The sequence below is a fragment of the Pseudoalteromonas sp. JSTW genome, from assembly GCF_013423925.1.
Classification (GTDB): domain Bacteria; phylum Pseudomonadota; class Gammaproteobacteria; order Enterobacterales; family Alteromonadaceae; genus Pseudoalteromonas; species Pseudoalteromonas lipolytica.
The window spans coordinates 2,319,461-2,334,052 of sequence record NZ_CP058972.1 but is presented as its reverse complement, the minus strand read 5'-3'; the positions used below and the strand labels follow the sequence as shown (position 1 = coordinate 2,334,052).

Here is a 14,592-nt window from a genome sequence, read left to right as displayed (position 1 = left end):
CCCTATGACGGTCGTTTTTATAACGAACCACCTACACCAATGCTTGGGTTAACATAAACAGGGCCCACTTTAAATGGGGCGTTTACATTAAGGCTTGCATAAGGTGAACATGCATTTAATAGAATAGCTGCTGCGACTACTGTGATGACTTTAATTAAACGCTTTTTCATTTTATTTCCTCTTGAATGACCAGACCTGCACCCGCTGGGTCTCTAATAATAGCAACACTTCCTTTGCGAACGGTTTCATTTGGTGCCATTAATATAACCCCGCCTGCAGCCGTTACTTTAAGTAATGTTGCATCAACATCGTCGACTTTAATGTAGTTAACCCATGTGTTACCGATTTCAGCATCGGGCTTTTTAACAAAGCCAATGGCAGGTTTATCCTCGACAGCGAGGTAGCTGTAATTGAGCTGTTGCAGTGATTTTTCCTTAGAAGAGTAATTGCCGAGGCGTTGGTAAAAAGCTTTGCTTTGTATTGGGTCATCACTCCATACTTCTTGCCAAATCCACCCATTGTCATGTGTGCTCACTGTGGGGTCGCCGTTCACAGTATTAATTAATGAAAATACAGCGCCTTGAGGGTCTTCTAATACGGCAATTGTGCCTCGCCCTTTGATTTCAGTGCTTTTTACTAATACTTTACCGCCTGCAGCAAGTGTTTTATTCGTGGCATCAGTTATATCTTGGCTACTGATAAGGCTTAACCAGAGGCTTGCATTTTGTGTGTTATCTAACTGTGCCATGCCTGCAATTAATTTACCGTCGAGTTTGGCGAAAGTGTAGCTGTCATTTACCTGTTCAAATTGCCAGCCGAACACCTTGCCATAAAAAGCTTTAGACTCCGCTAAATTTGGCGTAATCAAGTCATGCCACACCACATGGCCCGTGTTTTTTGTACCAGAGTCACTAATAGCGGGGAGTTCATTGGAGGTAAGTTGGCAGCCCGTGAGGGACACCGTCGATACAGCAACAATAATCGCAGCGCGTAATGGGGATAGTAATTTCAAAGTATGCTCCTTGCAAAATAGGGTCAAGTAACAGCATAGACTATTTTTTGTTTATTATTCAATCAAAAGCAGTGCACTTTAATATTTTCTAAAGGAACTATGATAATGCGCATAGCGTGGTGATTATTTAGACGGAAAGTGGGTTACTCTTTGAATTTCTGCAATTATTTTTCTTTAAAAATTGGGTTTGTGTGAAAAAGTTATCCAATTTGTCATACATATTATGCATTTAGTTTATAAAAAATAATAAAATATAAAATAATTATACGTATTTTCACAAAATTGACATATAATGTCCCTCCAGAGGAAAGATGCTTATACCTAAGCGTCTTTTTTTATGCCTGCGATTTACAGGTAAAAATACACACACGGTATCCTTTGGAGTTTTAATTGAAATTACGTCATTTCTCACAATTAAGTGTGGCTGTTGTAGCTGCCTTATCTTCATCAGCTTTCGCTGAGCAAGAAAAAACCACCGCGAAACAAGATGCATTCGAAAAAATAGAAGTCACAGCTCGCAAACGCACAGAAAGTATTTTTGAGTCGCCAACAGCGGTTACTTCAATCGGTGAAAACCTGATTGATAAAGCCAATATGAGCAACTTAGAAGATATTGGTAAATACGTGCCTAATTTAAATATTACCCGTTATGGTGTGGGTAATGCAGCGCATGCCTCTGTGTTTATTCGCGGTATTGGTTTACAAGATCACGTGATCACCACAGATCCTGGCGTAGGCGTATACTTAGATGGTGTCTACCTTGGGCGTCAAATGGGCTCAAACTTATCACTCCCGAATGTAGAGCGTGTTGAGGTGTTGCGAGGCCCACAAGGTACTTTATATGGCCGTAATACACTTGGTGGTGCAGTTAACATTATTACTAAACAACCTGGTGACGAAGGGATTGTAACCACAACGGCTAAAGTTGGAAGTCGCAATCGTTTAGCGGGTGATGTTTATTTTAATAACAGCCTTACAGACACTGTCAGCATGTCGGCCAGTGTGTCGTACAAACAACGTGATGGAGTCGGTGAGGCAATTAACCTTGTTAATCCAGCAAACGAAATTGGTGAAGAGCAAGAGCTAAGTGGTCGTATGGCGTTGAAATGGCAAGCTAACAGCGACTTATCTTTTGTTTTCTCTGTTGATGGCGTCGACAATGAATCAGGTCAATCACCTTACACAATCGAGTTAACGGCACCGTTGGACGCTAATGATCCATTTAATGGTGATTTTCCACTTTTAACTGAAGACATGCTACCAAGTAATCCAGATGATTTAGCAACGACTGTCGCAGGAATCGAATCAACGGCTTACTCAGGCTGGGGGACATCATTATCAGCACATTGGGACATTAATAATACTTACACGACTAAATTTATCACCAGTTACCGCAGCTCAGAATATGAAGGCGGCCTTGATGATGATGCCGTGGCACTTAATTTATCTGAATTCCCAGAAGAGGGGGGGGCCGATCAGTATTCTTTCGAAATCCAGTTAAACGGTAGCTACGATAATATGGATTTTGTGTCTGGTTTGTATTTCTTTAATGAAGATGGATTTACAAGCTCAGGGCCTTTTGTATTTAGCCCATTCAACACGCCAGACGGATTATTGAATGATGGTACAACGGCTTCATTTGGTAATTATGGTTATTTTGATATTAACCAAGAAACAAATTCATACGCAGCGTATATCAACGCAAGTTACGATTTAAGTGACGACTTAACAGTAGGCGGTGGTCTTCGTTATTCAAAAGACAAAAAAGAAGCCGATGCACAATTTCCAAGCTTTGCAACGCGTAAATACGTAAGTGCTGACTTTGATGCGGTAACATGGGACGTAAACGCGTCTTACCAGCTCAGCAATAACATGAACCTGTATGGGCAAATTCAAAAAGGCTATCAAACAGGTGGCTTTCCGCCACGTCCATTTGGTGGTCCTGATCAATTTGTCTCATTTGATGAAACAAAAGCGATTAACTATGAGCTAGGCCTTAAAGGTCAAGTGCATGAAGATATTTCTATGATGCTTGCTGTTTTTGTCACAGATTATACCGATTTAGCACTGCCATTCTCTGATCCAACAGCCGGGGGGGGGTTTGTAACGATTGTTGAAAATGCTGGCGAGTCAAAAGCACAAGGTATCGAGCTTGAAACAACGATAGCATTTACGGATGACTTTACACTGCGTAGTGCGATTGGCTACTTAGATTCAGAGATCACCGAGGTTGACGAAGGAGTGCAAGGCATTGGTAAAGGTGACTCACCTGCATTAACTCCGCGCTGGACTGTTATGCTTGCCCCATCGTACTTTGTTGACTTAAGCAACGGTGGTACGGTGGCGATTAACGCAAACTATTCGTACCGCAGTGACATGCAAGGCCAATCAGTTTACAACCAAAGTGAACATATTGAATCGCGTGAACTTGTTGGGTTTAACATTTCTTATTTAAACCCTAATGGCGACTTTGAAGTGACGCTATACGGTGAAAACGTATTGAATGAAGTTTACGATGTTGGTCGTTTACAGCAGTCAGGTTTTGTTGGTGTTATGCGCAGTAATGACCGCAGTGAATTTGGCTTAAAGTTCAAAAAAGAATTTGAGCTTTAATCGCAAGGTGAATGAAAAAGGGTAAGCATGGCTTACCCTTTTATTTTTTACAGTTTAATTCTTTTCTTGTTCAAGCTTTTCGCGGGCTGCTTTTAATTCTTCAGCCAACTCTTTTGCTTTTTGCTTGGTTTTTTCAGAAAGTTCACCAGCGGCTTCTTTACTCTCGATCCATGCATCTATGGCAATTTCTTTACCGTCGTCATACATGCTTAAACCCATTTCTTTGCTTTCTGCTAGCAGTGCTTGTAATGAGTCATCGTTAAACTCACTGGTTGCCTCTTTTACATCTTTCCATGCATCATTGACAGCTTGCTTAACTTCTTCTTTCGCTTCGGCTGCGTCTTTTTTTGCTTCATCAGCATCTTCACACCCCGTTAGGGCAATACATCCTAGTAAAACTAAACTTGCTAATTTTTTCATATTTTTCTCTAATGGTTAATTAACACCATAAGCAGTATAAGCATTTAAAAATGAATATAGCTAGAACAACACGGCTAAGTTTTCGTTTAATGGACGAAAATGATGCAGAATTATTATATGAGCTTGATAACGATCCTCAGGTAATGAAATATTTAACCCGTGGCAAAGTATCAACAATGCAAACAATTAAAAACACTTTTATTCCCCGTTTAAATGCTTTTCGCAATGAACAAAAGGGCTGGGGGCTATGGCAGGTAAGCGTTACCGACAACAACATGTTTATTGGCTGGGTGTTAGTGAGGCCAATGGGATTTTTTGATAAGCCAGATTATAGCGACCTTGAAATTGGTTGGCGTTTTAAACGTGTTAGTTGGGGGCAGGGTTATGCATCTGAAGCCGCTTTGAGTGTTGCATTGGCGGTTAGTCAACACCCCGAAGTTAAAACACTCTCAGCAACAGCCCCTAAAAGACAACCTTGCATCGATTAGTGTAATGAAAAAGCTAGGGCTAAAATTTATAAAAGAATACTTGCACCAAGATGAACACGGAGAATTACCAGCGGTGCTTTATTCATGTCCGAAAGCAGAATTAACCTCACTTAAGCGTAACTAATTGACCTTAGTAGTTTGGCATGTATAAATGAGTATAAAAACGTCAAAAGGAATTAGTATGCGAACTTTAATAAAATACACGGTCAGTGTCTCGCTTCTCGTTGTATTATTTTTTCATCCGCCATTATTAGCCAAACAAGCGGCTGTGGCGATGCCAGACAGTTACAGTAGCGATACTGCACGGGCAATTTTAGAGCAAGGCGGGAATGCCATTGATGCAGCCATAGCAGCCCAATTTGTGTTGGCTGTCACGTTACCTGAGGCCGGTAATATTGGGGGCGGCGGTTTTATGCTGATTCAAAAAGACGGCAAAGGTGACTTTATAGATTACCGTGAAACTGCCCCCGCAGCAGCTCATCGCGATATGTATCTCGATGAAAAAGGGAATGTGATAGACAACATGTCAGTGTATGGTATTCACGCAAGTGGTGTGCCGGGCAGTGTTGCCGGAATGTGGCTAGCACACCAAAAGCATGGCAGCTTAGAGTGGAAAACCCTCGTAGATCCTGCGGTAAAGTTGGCAGAAGACGGTTTTATTGTGCACCCGAAACTTGCTTCAAGTATCCAAAAATATATTTCGCGAATGCAGAAAAAGTCGATAAAAGTTAACTTTGCTGATTATTTTTCTGATGCTAAAGCTAATAAAACCTTTAAGCAACCAGAGCTTGCGGCAACGCTTAAGCGCATTCGTGATAATGGCAAGGCGGGTTTTTATGAAGGCGAGACAGCTAAAATAATTGCCACGTTTATGAAACAGCATGGCGGTATCATTTCAGAGCAAGACCTTAAAGACTATCAGGCCAAATCGCGTATGCCTATTAAAGGTCATTGGCGTGGTTTTGAAGTGCTTACTTCACCGCCACCCAGTTCAGGGGGCATTGCTATTTTACAATGGCTAAAAATGTATGATCTTGCTAAACCAACAGGCCCTTTAGAGCATAACTCGACCCGCTATGTGCACATTCTTGCAGAAGTCGGCAAACGAGTCTTTGCTGATAGAGCAGAGTATTTAGGCGATCCTGATTTTTACGATGTACCAAAAACAGCCTTACTCGCGGATGATTATCTCGCTAAACGTGCAACGGGTATTCGTAATGATGTAATTTCGACAACTGAAAACATCAAACCAGGTTTACATGAAAGTGAGCAAACAACACATTTCTCAATTATTGATCAGTGGGGTAATGCGGTCGCAAACACAACAACAATCAACTTAAGCTTTGGCAGCGGTGTGGTTGTTTCTGGAGCAGGCTTTATTCTTAATGATGAAATGGATGACTTTAGTGCTAAACCAGGTGTTATGAATGTTTTCGGTGCATTAGGCGGTGAGGCCAACGAAATTCAACCACACAAACGGATGTTAAGCTCAATGACACCCACCATTTTATTACAAGACAATAAAGTGAAAATGGTAACCGGTTCACCGGGCGGCACCACCATTATTAGTTCAGTGTATGAATCAATCTTAAATGCGGTAGAGTTTAATATGTCTGCTGAGCAAGTCGTAAATAGCCCGCGATTTCATCATCAACTGTGGCCTAAAAACGTGATAAGACACCATAAAGGGCTTGAGCCAAAGGTTATTAAAGCGCTTGAAAAAATGGGCTACAAACTTGATGAGCGTCACTTTGGTGATATGCATGTGATCATCAATAAAGATGGCAAGCTCGATGCCGCATCTGAAGAATCTGGTCGTGGTAAAGCGATGGTATTTGATACCCTTAATTCGTCTAATTAAGTGAGCAATTTTTAACGCAGGTAGCGACCCGTTTAATCCCTCAAAATAATGAAAACAGGCACCAAAGGTGCCTTTTTTCAGTGTGTGATTTTTATTAACCAATAGCAGGGATTACACCAGCCATCTGTAAACCTTGGGCGCTAATGATTAGCACACCAAATAAAGCCGCCAGTACTAAACCAACATTACCCCCTTTTACTTGGTAACCTGTTTCAGGTTGGCTTCGGCGTTGTTTGTAAACCATGGCGACAGGCAAAAATACGGCCAGAATAACCAAAGCAATCGCAGCGTAGCCAAGGGCCATAATAAAACCTTGTGGGTAAAATAATGCGAAACCAAGGGGCGGTACAAAGGTAATTAATGCCGTTTTAATACGGTCTTTGCTGCCATCACCTTTTTTAAAGGCATCGGCAAAAAAATCAAATAAACCCAAGCTCACACCTAAAAATGACGTGGCGAGTGCTAAATCTGCGAAAACATTGACCGCAGTCGCAACATGAGGGTTATGTGCAATACTTGCTACACTGCTAACAAAGCCAGATAAACCTTGGCTTTGCATTAAGTCATTTTGGCTCATTATGCCTTGGCTCAACAGTTGCCAAAAAATGTAAATGACAAGCGGTAATGCGGCACCTGCCACCATGACTCTTCGTAAAGCCTTAATGTCGAGACCCACATATTTAACAATCGATGGAATGGAGCCATGAAAGCCAAAAGATGTAAATACCACCGGAATAGCTGAAAGAATTAAACCTTGTTCAATAGGCATTTCGAGTAGGTGCTGCCCATGCACATACGGTGTGAGCATATAAAATAAGCTTGCCAGTACGCACACTTTAATTGTGAAAAGCACTCTATTAAGCTTATCAACCTTACTTGTGCCAAGCGTTACTACGGTACCAATGACCACGGCTAAAATAATGGAGCCAACTTGGGGGGCCAGCGAGAGTGACAAGCCATTATTTAGCTTTTCTTGCAACTGTGCACCACCGCCTGCTATGTATGCGGCGCATAGGGCATAGAACAAGAACATAACTGAAAAGTTAGCCACCCATTGCCCTCGCTTGCCCAACCAAGATTTAGCCAAGGTGTTGAGTGTCGCGTCTCTGTCTGCATATTGATGAAGCTCTAACATTAATAGAGCCGTGTAAGTCATTAAAAACCAAATTAATAAAATGAGTGACAGCGCGGTGGTGAATCCAAGCCCCGCAGAGGCGATGGGCAATGCCAGCATCCCTGCTCCTATGGTGGTGCCAGCAACAATTAACATGCTACCTATTGTTTTATTTTTAAGCACTTTTTGACCCTTAAACTTCGTGAGAGGCATGCAAGATATAACTTGTTTAATAAAACTTAAATAGTTTTGTTATAAATCAAAGAAACTTATTGTAACTTATGATTTACAAGCACGGTTAGGCGCGTAAATATTAGGCTTAATTTTATTCTACATTGTCGTAATTTTGAGTTGACAAAATAATCATATAGGCAGATTCTTAACGCTCTTCTACTTACTTTTTTATGATGATGATGCAGCTAAATAAACGACCAAATAATCGCAGTATGCGTCTGGCAACGCCAGCCGTGTGGTCAGTTATGTGCTGCGGTTAATTAAGTAAGTTTTACTAACCGCGTTCAAAGCGGTTGGCCATTCTTTGTTTTTTTCCTCCGCTTTTTTCGCCTTATTAAAGGAATAAGCTTGTGCCAGTTAAAGCCTCATATTTTTTAATGGTGGTGATTTGGTCTACAACCCCTCTAGGTATTGTTTGGAGTAGTGAAACCGTTGCGCCCACATTGGCAGTCTTGTTAAGAATGCTGGTGGGTCTTGTGCTTGCTGCATTGGTGGTTGCTATCGCTAATATCCGAGTGCCTTGGCATCGTCGCGCCTTATTCTTATATGCATACTCGAGTATCGGCATATTTGGGGGCATGCTACTGAGCTATATGGCCGCCAAAACAGTGCCTTCTGGCTTAATATCGTTAATGTTTGGTTTGGCACCTATTTTATCGGGATTACTGGCGCAGAAAATTTTAAATGAGCCAAAATTCAGCACACTAAAACTCGCTTCACTTGGGTGTGCACTAATCGGTCTTTTTTTAGTAAGCCAGCGTCATATTCAAGGTGGGGTAGAGCAGCTAAGTGGGTTGCTGTATGTATTTATGGCGGTGTGTTTTTTCAGCCTAAGCGGGGTGATGATCAAACGTGTTCGAATCGCTATTCACCCAATGGCGACGACATTCGGTGCTTTAGTCTTTGTAACGCCTTTATTTTTTATAACCTGGTTATTGGTTGATGGTCAACTCAATAGCGAGCTTTGGAGCGTAAAGTCGCTTTACTCGATTGTGTACTTAGGGGTGTTTGGATCGTTAATCGGTGCATTGGCGTATTTTCATGTTTTGCAAAAACTGAATGCCAGCACGGTAGCCTTGACCACCTTAATTACACCAAGTTTTGCTATTGCAATTGGCGGCATATTTAATAATGAGCCGATTGATCAAGCACTGATTGTTGGCGCAACTGTCATTATGATTAGCTTGGCGTTTTTTCAATTTGGTGACAAGTGGCTTAAGCGCTTTAAACGCGTTAAGCCAATTAAAATGAATTAGCAGTGTAGTCGCCGTATAGCGGCGACTACATTTTTGCAATTTGAATAACCAAGCGACGGTTTGTATTTCGCCCTAAAATATTGTCATTAGTGGCAACATGGCGTTTTTCACCAAACCCTTCGGTATCCACTTTATTTTCATCGATGCCTAAGCTCACAATATACTCTTTGATTGCTTTAGCCCGCTTTTTAGAAAGCTCAAGGTTATTCCAACGACCACCGTAGCTATCGGTATAAGATGAAATTGAAATAGCAGAAATACTGGTGTCATATTTGAGGTATTCGGCTATTTTATCTAAGCGTTTTTGAGATGATTTTGTCAGCTTACTGGAGTTAGGTTCATAGTTCATTACCGTGAATGAGATATCTTCAAAGCTGTAAGGCAGCATGGCATCTCGGCATTGTAAAAAAGCCCAATAGGCTTGTTTAAAATTAACACTCGACAAGCCTACGGCAATTTTATCGGCACGGTTTTGCCAATCTTGGTAATAAAAAGTAGGCTGATAGCCTTTTTCGAGCTCTGTCAGCATTTCCCAAGCCGTTTTATTGCCTAGCTCACCGTCAAATTTACGTAATAATTTCATATTCGCAATATCGCGTGCTGGTAGGCCTGCACGCCAACTGGGCGGCACAGCTTTTAAACCAGCAATACTGTAATTTTCTGGACGTACAACCATGTCGAGATTAAAGTTGACGTCTTTATTCTTGCTGGCAGAAGTGCTAAAAATGGCTTCGCCATAAAAAGGAACTTCATGATTTAATTGGCATTCTAAGCGCGATGTTTTAACCATTTGCCAATTTGAAGTATCTGCGGTAGCAGTGTATTCGCGCATGGCACTGCTTGCATGCGTGGCTGCAAACGTTGTTAAAAGGCCGAGGCTTAAAGAAAGTAATGAAAGCTTCATCACAGTAAATCTCCAACAAATCATCAATGCCAAATAATTGGCAAGTTTTATAGCAAGCAGTCCAAAACTGCCTGACAGCGTGTTAGCTCATTAAGTTAAAGCAATTATTGTGCCTAAAAACCCTGTAAGAATCTGTGATTTAATCGCTTTTGCTCTAGCAGAGCAGCTGTGGTTTTTGACATAATAGCCAGCTTACACTGGCAAACCAAGAAGACTATGGAAAATACTGAACAAACTCTTTTCGCAAAACGCTTTCGTGGCTTTTTCCCCGTGGTTATTGATGTTGAAACGGCAGGGTTTAATAAAGACACTGATGCGTTACTTGAAATCGCTGCTTCTGTTTTAAAAATGGATGACGATGGAGTGTTAAGCATTGACCATACGGTGCATTTTCATGTTGAGCCATTTGAAGGCGCGAATATAGAGCAGGCCGCGATTGATTTTAATGGCATAGACCCATTTTCGGCGTTACGCGGTGCGGTGCCTGAAGAAGAGGCCATTAAAGAAATCTGTAAAGCCGTACGTAAAGCACAAAAAGCGGCAGGTTGTCAGCGCTCAGTGGTGGTTGCGCATAATGCGGCTTTTGATCATGGCTTTTTAAATGCGGCGATTGAGCGTTGTAAAATTAAACGCACACCTTTTCATCCGTTCGTGAGTTTTGATACGACCTCACTAGCGGGGCTTGCGTTGGGGCAAACTGTATTAGCGAAAGCCTGTCGTGCAGCGGGTATTGAGTTTGATAATAAACAAGCCCACTCAGCGCTCTATGATACAGAGCGCACAGCAGAATTATTCTGTCTAATTGTTAATCGTTGGCAACAACTAGGCGGATGGCCATTGCCAGAGCAAGCTGAAGAGAATGAAAAGCCAGACTCAGCCGCTAAAACGACTGAGTAATTTTCCCTTCGAAGTATCGCACTAAGTGGGGAGGGTAAATACGTGAAAAATGTTTACTCTCTTGTGCTATTTTCAGCTCAACGCCCGGATGCATTAACTCATTCACTTTTAAGCGACTGGTTGCCAACAAACGCGCAATCTTTTGCTTAACAAGGTATTTCTTTTTCTTAGTGCTTGCGGTTTTAATTTTTATTTGTTGTTCACTGGCTGTTATTTTATTGATGTAATGCGCACGTTGAGCTGCATTGGTTATTTTATTCGCTTTTTTTCGAGCTTGTTGTAAGGCGGCTGCTTTACTGGCAAGCAGCTTTTCAAAGTCATTGATTTGTTGTTGCTTTTGTCTTAAATCATGCCAGTACTGCGCTATAAAGACACGGGTTTTAGTGCCTGATGGCGCACCTAGCTCACCGGTTTCGATACGCATTGCATCTAAAATATTCCCGCCAATAATTTTGCCGCGAGGGTTATTCGCTTTACCGACACGAATTAGACGACGTGCACTTAAATCACAGTGCAGAGCTTGACGCTCTATAAACAGATCTTGCTCACTTTTAATATGGCAAAACTGTGCATACCCAACCGAAATAGTGCGTGTTGCGCTTATATTGCATGTAAAGTGATCTTCATTTTCACGGTGCCGGCCAATGGCCCCGAGCATAATAGTGACTTCGCTTTTACTTTCGATTGTTGCTGATTCAACAAATCCCAGTACTGTAATATCACCTGTAGCTTTAACGCACATACCATCTTTAACATCGCCACTAATGATAACACTGCCATCAAACTCAACATGGCCTGTACTGATATCAACATGATGAAAGCACAACACATCGTCTACGCGCATGCCGCGGGGCAGTGCAACGGGCACTCCTTTGGTGTCGGCAATGAGTAAATTACTGTTCATCGGATCAAGACGGGTCCCTTCAAAGGGCTCTAGGGGGTAATCTTTACCTGCTTGCGCGGGTAAAGTATCGCCAAATACAGTAAAGCCATTTTCACCCGCAGTTGCAGGAATACGTTGCATAAGTGGCGCACCGGGCTTAACCGTGATAATCGCGCCCAAGTTTCGCATATCAACTTTGCCACCCGATGTGGCTTGTGGGCTAAGAACGCGATCTTGTGCTGTTGAACATAATCGGACAAACCGTGCATCGTTCCCATCTTTTGGGTTACGGCCATGCGCAACAATAGCACTGTAGTGCGCACCAGCAGGTTGTTTAAACTGCTGACCTAAAAAAGTATCAAGCGCAGAGTGACTTATGCCGCGCTTAACTCCCGCAGCAGATAGCGCTGCTTGTGCATCATCCATACTCACAACTTTGCCACCACGTGCTGTTGTCAGGCTCGCTTCTGCAATCATATTTTTTTCATCAACGGTGATTTCAATATGTGCATCAACGGCTTTTGCAACAACCAATGATTGATTTTGATATTGACTGCTAGGTGTAAAAAGTTTGCCAATATTGGCATCAACAAGTTCACAGTCTGCGTAAGACGATTGCTCAATTAACTCAATGAGTTGTGAACTCGTTATGGGAAAGCCAGCATCGCGCGGATGCTCACACAAGGATACATATCCACTTTGCTCATCGAACAAAAACATCGACATCAAGTAAGTCCTGTAAAAGAGGCCTGTTATTATTATTTTTTCGTTGCTACAGGATTGTTTTAAGAAGAGGTAACAACGTCTCCCATTTCAGCACAACTTTTGTATGATGTTAAGAACTTGTATGCTTAATATGTGAAAATTCGTATAAAAACTGACTTTTCCTGTTTGGTTTTTCAGCACTCAAAGGGGTTATGCCAAAATAACCTGATTAATGCCTTGAGTATAAAGGGTTTACTCAGTTATACTTCACATACACTCTGAATGAGATACCAAATTCAGGGGCTGATTAGGATTCGACGGAATTCAAGACGCCCGAGGTGCATGTCGAGGTGCGGTTGGCCTCGTAAAAAAGCCGCAATTTAAAGTAATCGCAAACGACGATAACTACTCTCTAGCAGCTTAGGCTGGCTAGCGCTCCTTCCATGTATTCTTGTGGACTGGATTTTGGAGTGTCACCCTTACACATGATCGCGACGGAAACCCTGGCCGGGGTTGAAGCGTTAAAACTAAGCGGCCTCGCCTTTGCAGATCGTGTTCGTCCGAGCTGTAAAGGTTAACTAAAAGACGATACTAAGCATGTAGTACCAAAGGTCGAGGCTTTTCGGACGGGGGTTCAAATCCCCCCAGCTCCACCAAACATAAAAGGCCGCTCTCAGAGCGGCCTTTTTTATTGCCTAAATTTCCTCAAACGTTTGAAGATTTCACAATCGTTGTTCTGTTATTTATAAAAATAAAAGAAAGCTAATTTTTAACCGTTAAGCTTTGATTCATTTTTTTAGCTTCGTTATTATCAGCCATAAGAAATGGAATTGCTTTTTAAAACAAAGAATAATTATGGCTCTCCCTGATTACCAATCTTTTATGTCTCCGTTACTAGAATGTTTAGCTAACGGTAAAACAGCGAATTTCAAGAGTAAAACAAACTTATGCATATCACCGCTTGGGTTGGGTTAAAACTTACTTAGTGCAAGCAGGGTTAATTGAGCAGCCAAAAAGGGCTTTTTGTAAAATCATGCAACAAGGGCTTGCTGCAATAGAGTCAGGCGAACCAATCAATAACCAATATTTAAGTAAGTTCGATGCTTTCCTTGATTTTAAAACACGGTCTAAAGACGTAAACGAGCCTACAAAAGTAGACACCACAAGTATAGTAAGTAATAACTCTGATAAAACCCCAGAAGAGCTTATCGAAGCTGCAGTAGATACTCTTAACACCAATCTAAGTGACAAAAATATTAAAGGCTATATTAGCAGCATCCCCTGTGTTCTTTGAAAACCTAGTGGTCGATTTAATGCTTACTATGGGTTACGGCGGTTCTCGAAAAGATGCAGGTCAAGCCACTCAATACACACAAGATGGTGGTATTGATGGTGTAATCAAAGAAGATAAACTTGGTCTTGAAATGATATACTTGCAAGCCAAGCATTATACGAATAAAACTTGATATTCAAGCCTTTGCAGGTGCTCTTGATATGCACCGTGCTAAAAAGGGGGGGTCATTACCACCAGCAGCTTTAGTAAAGATGCTCTCGAATATGTAGGAATGATAGAAAAACGCATCGTGCTGGTGGATGACGCACAACTAACCGAACTCATGCTTACTCATAATTTAGGCGTAAGCACCAAACATGTATTTGAAGTAAAAACGCTCGATAGCGATTACTTTATGGAAGATTAAAATGAAAATCTTCAGATCGCGGCTTTAATTTGTGTGAATAGAAACAGATTAGAGCATCCGGTACTCATTACCTTCAAAATATTTATAAAACTCAATTCAAGCTGTTAAAAGTGTGTTTATTATATTTTGATAAACTAATGTATTTATTCATTAAAGTTTATTTAAAAAAGTATAAAAATTTGCTATTTTTTCGGAACTTTAAAATGGAGGAAGTTAAATTGTTGAAAATTAATGTAAAAAAGTCGTTTTTTGGGGTGGTGTTTACTACTTCTTTCCTGGCTGTGGCTGCAACTAATATCCCAGGCGTTAAAAAATTAAAAGAGATAAAAGAAGATACTTTTAAAGTCCACTGTGTGAATGGAACTAAAGGAGTTATTTCTAGAGAAGAAAGTAATATTTGTGCTTACTCAAAAAATGGTGCAAAGAATCGTTGTGACGATGAAAACAACTGGAATATAGAAATAGCTGCAAAGTACATCTGTAACTAAAAAATTATAAAAGGATT

13 protein-coding genes, 1 other RNA gene and 2 pseudogenes are annotated in these 14,592 nt (G+C 41.3%); 10 read left to right on the top strand and 6 right to left on the bottom strand.

Annotation, left to right across the window (positions count from 1 at the left end):
* Nucleotides 1–17 precede the first annotated feature (17 nt).
* Both GZH31_RS10675 and GZH31_RS10670 read right to left on the bottom strand, forming a co-directional pair.
* Nucleotides 18–170 (bottom strand): hypothetical protein, encoded by a 153-nt coding sequence (locus tag GZH31_RS10675; protein ID WP_162898041.1) that lies wholly within the window; start codon nt 168–170, stop codon nt 18–20.
* On the bottom strand, nt 167–1,012 hold the full coding sequence (locus GZH31_RS10670; protein WP_230235376.1) for a VOC family protein: 846 nt from the start codon (nt 1,010–1,012) through the stop codon (nt 167–169). Before GZH31_RS10670 ends, GZH31_RS10675 begins: the two co-directional genes overlap by 4 nt.
* A 390-nt stretch (nt 1,013–1,402) precedes the next feature.
* Between GZH31_RS10670 and GZH31_RS10665 the strand changes: the two genes are divergently transcribed.
* On the top strand, nt 1,403–3,625 hold the full coding sequence (locus tag GZH31_RS10665) for a TonB-dependent receptor (RefSeq protein ID WP_180310966.1): 2,223 nt from the start codon (nt 1,403–1,405) through the stop codon (nt 3,623–3,625).
* Nucleotides 3,626–3,679: 54 nt separating this feature from the next.
* Here the strand turns inward: GZH31_RS10665 and GZH31_RS10660 are convergent, their stop codons facing one another.
* Complete coding sequence (locus tag GZH31_RS10660) at nt 3,680–4,045, bottom strand: hypothetical protein (RefSeq protein ID WP_036967240.1); 366 nt, start codon at nt 4,043–4,045, stop codon at nt 3,680–3,682.
* 50 nt (nt 4,046–4,095) lie between these two features.
* Between GZH31_RS10660 and GZH31_RS10655 the strand changes: the two are divergent.
* Both GZH31_RS10655 and ggt read left to right on the top strand, forming a co-directional pair.
* Nucleotides 4,096–4,657: pseudogene (locus tag GZH31_RS10655) on the top strand (GNAT family N-acetyltransferase).
* Nucleotides 4,658–4,714: 57 nt separating this feature from the next.
* Nucleotides 4,715–6,394, top strand: a complete 1,680-nt coding sequence (ggt, locus tag GZH31_RS10650) for a gamma-glutamyltransferase (RefSeq protein ID WP_074989694.1) — start codon at nt 4,715–4,717, stop codon at nt 6,392–6,394.
* A 94-nt stretch (nt 6,395–6,488) separates the two neighbouring features.
* Here the strand turns inward: ggt and GZH31_RS10645 are convergent, their stop codons facing one another.
* Nucleotides 6,489–7,691, bottom strand: coding sequence for an aromatic amino acid transport family protein (locus GZH31_RS10645; RefSeq protein WP_180310965.1), 1,203 nt, complete (start codon nt 7,689–7,691; stop codon nt 6,489–6,491).
* A 401-nt stretch (nt 7,692–8,092) separates the two neighbouring features.
* Between GZH31_RS10645 and GZH31_RS10640 the strand changes: the two genes are divergently transcribed.
* Nucleotides 8,093–8,998 carry a DMT family transporter gene (locus GZH31_RS10640; protein ID WP_036967245.1) on the top strand — a complete coding sequence of 302 codons (906 nt, stop codon included), beginning with the start codon at nt 8,093–8,095 and terminating at the stop codon, nt 8,996–8,998.
* A gap of 25 nt (nt 8,999–9,023) precedes the next feature.
* Here GZH31_RS10640 and GZH31_RS10635 read toward each other — a convergent pair whose 3' ends face one another.
* Complete coding sequence (locus tag GZH31_RS10635; protein ID WP_036967246.1) at nt 9,024–9,902, bottom strand: OmpA family protein; 879 nt, start codon at nt 9,900–9,902, stop codon at nt 9,024–9,026.
* 216 nt (nt 9,903–10,118) lie between these two features.
* Here GZH31_RS10635 and rnt point away from each other — a divergent pair, with 216 nt between their 5' ends.
* Entirely contained in the window at nt 10,119–10,799 is a 681-nt protein-coding gene (gene rnt / locus GZH31_RS10630) for a ribonuclease T (protein WP_036967250.1), read from the top strand.
* Here the strand turns inward: rnt and GZH31_RS10625 are convergent.
* Nucleotides 10,783–12,408 carry a FapA family protein gene (locus GZH31_RS10625; protein ID WP_036967253.1) on the bottom strand — a complete coding sequence of 542 codons (1,626 nt, stop codon included), beginning with the start codon at nt 12,406–12,408 and terminating at the stop codon, nt 10,783–10,785. The two genes, rnt and GZH31_RS10625, sit on opposite strands and share 17 nt — an antisense overlap.
* 278 nt (nt 12,409–12,686) lie before the next feature.
* Between GZH31_RS10625 and ssrA the strand changes: the two genes are divergently transcribed.
* The 5 genes and pseudogenes from ssrA (at nt 12,687) to GZH31_RS10610 (ending at nt 14,575) form a co-directional block, all read left to right on the top strand.
* Nucleotides 12,687–13,043, top strand: a transfer-messenger RNA (tmRNA) gene (gene ssrA / locus GZH31_RS10620).
* Between the two features lie 305 nt (nt 13,044–13,348).
* On the top strand, nt 13,349–13,681 hold the full coding sequence (locus GZH31_RS20020) for a hypothetical protein (RefSeq protein ID WP_257473651.1): 333 nt from the start codon (nt 13,349–13,351) through the stop codon (nt 13,679–13,681).
* 19 nt (nt 13,682–13,700) lie between these two features.
* Nucleotides 13,701–13,946, top strand: a pseudogene (locus GZH31_RS20015) (restriction endonuclease); the annotation flags it as partial.
* Nucleotides 13,947–13,952: 6 nt separating this feature from the next.
* Nucleotides 13,953–14,087 carry a hypothetical protein gene (locus tag GZH31_RS20010; RefSeq protein ID WP_257473706.1) on the top strand — a complete coding sequence of 45 codons (135 nt, stop codon included), beginning with the start codon at nt 13,953–13,955 and terminating at the stop codon, nt 14,085–14,087.
* Between the two features lie 203 nt (nt 14,088–14,290).
* A complete protein-coding gene (locus GZH31_RS10610) occupies nt 14,291–14,575 on the top strand; it encodes a hypothetical protein (protein WP_180310964.1) in 285 nt (94 codons plus the stop codon).
* The last annotated feature ends 17 nt before the right edge of the window (nt 14,576–14,592 follow it).

What these genes read in the sequence shown, in the direction of transcription:
- GZH31_RS10675 (WP_162898041.1), bottom strand. Translation starts at nt 170, where the DNA reads ATGAAAAAGCGTTTAATTAAAGTCATCACAGTAGTCGCAGCAGCTATT.
- GZH31_RS10660 (WP_036967240.1), bottom strand. Translation starts at nt 4,045, where the DNA reads ATGAAAAAATTAGCAAGTTTAGTTTTACTAGGATGTATTGCCCTAACG.
- ggt (WP_074989694.1), top strand. Translation starts at nt 4,715, where the DNA reads ATGCGAACTTTAATAAAATACACGGTCAGTGTCTCGCTTCTCGTTGTA.
- GZH31_RS10635 (WP_036967246.1), bottom strand. Translation starts at nt 9,902, where the DNA reads ATGAAGCTTTCATTACTTTCTTTAAGCCTCGGCCTTTTAACAACGTTT.
- rnt (WP_036967250.1), top strand. Translation starts at nt 10,119, where the DNA reads ATGGAAAATACTGAACAAACTCTTTTCGCAAAACGCTTTCGTGGCTTT.
- GZH31_RS10625 (WP_036967253.1), bottom strand. Translation starts at nt 12,408, where the DNA reads ATGTCGATGTTTTTGTTCGATGAGCAAAGTGGATATGTATCCTTGTGT.
- GZH31_RS20010 (WP_257473706.1), top strand. Translation starts at nt 13,953, where the DNA reads ATGATAGAAAAACGCATCGTGCTGGTGGATGACGCACAACTAACCGAA.
- GZH31_RS10610 (WP_180310964.1), top strand. Translation starts at nt 14,291, where the DNA reads ATGGAGGAAGTTAAATTGTTGAAAATTAATGTAAAAAAGTCGTTTTTT.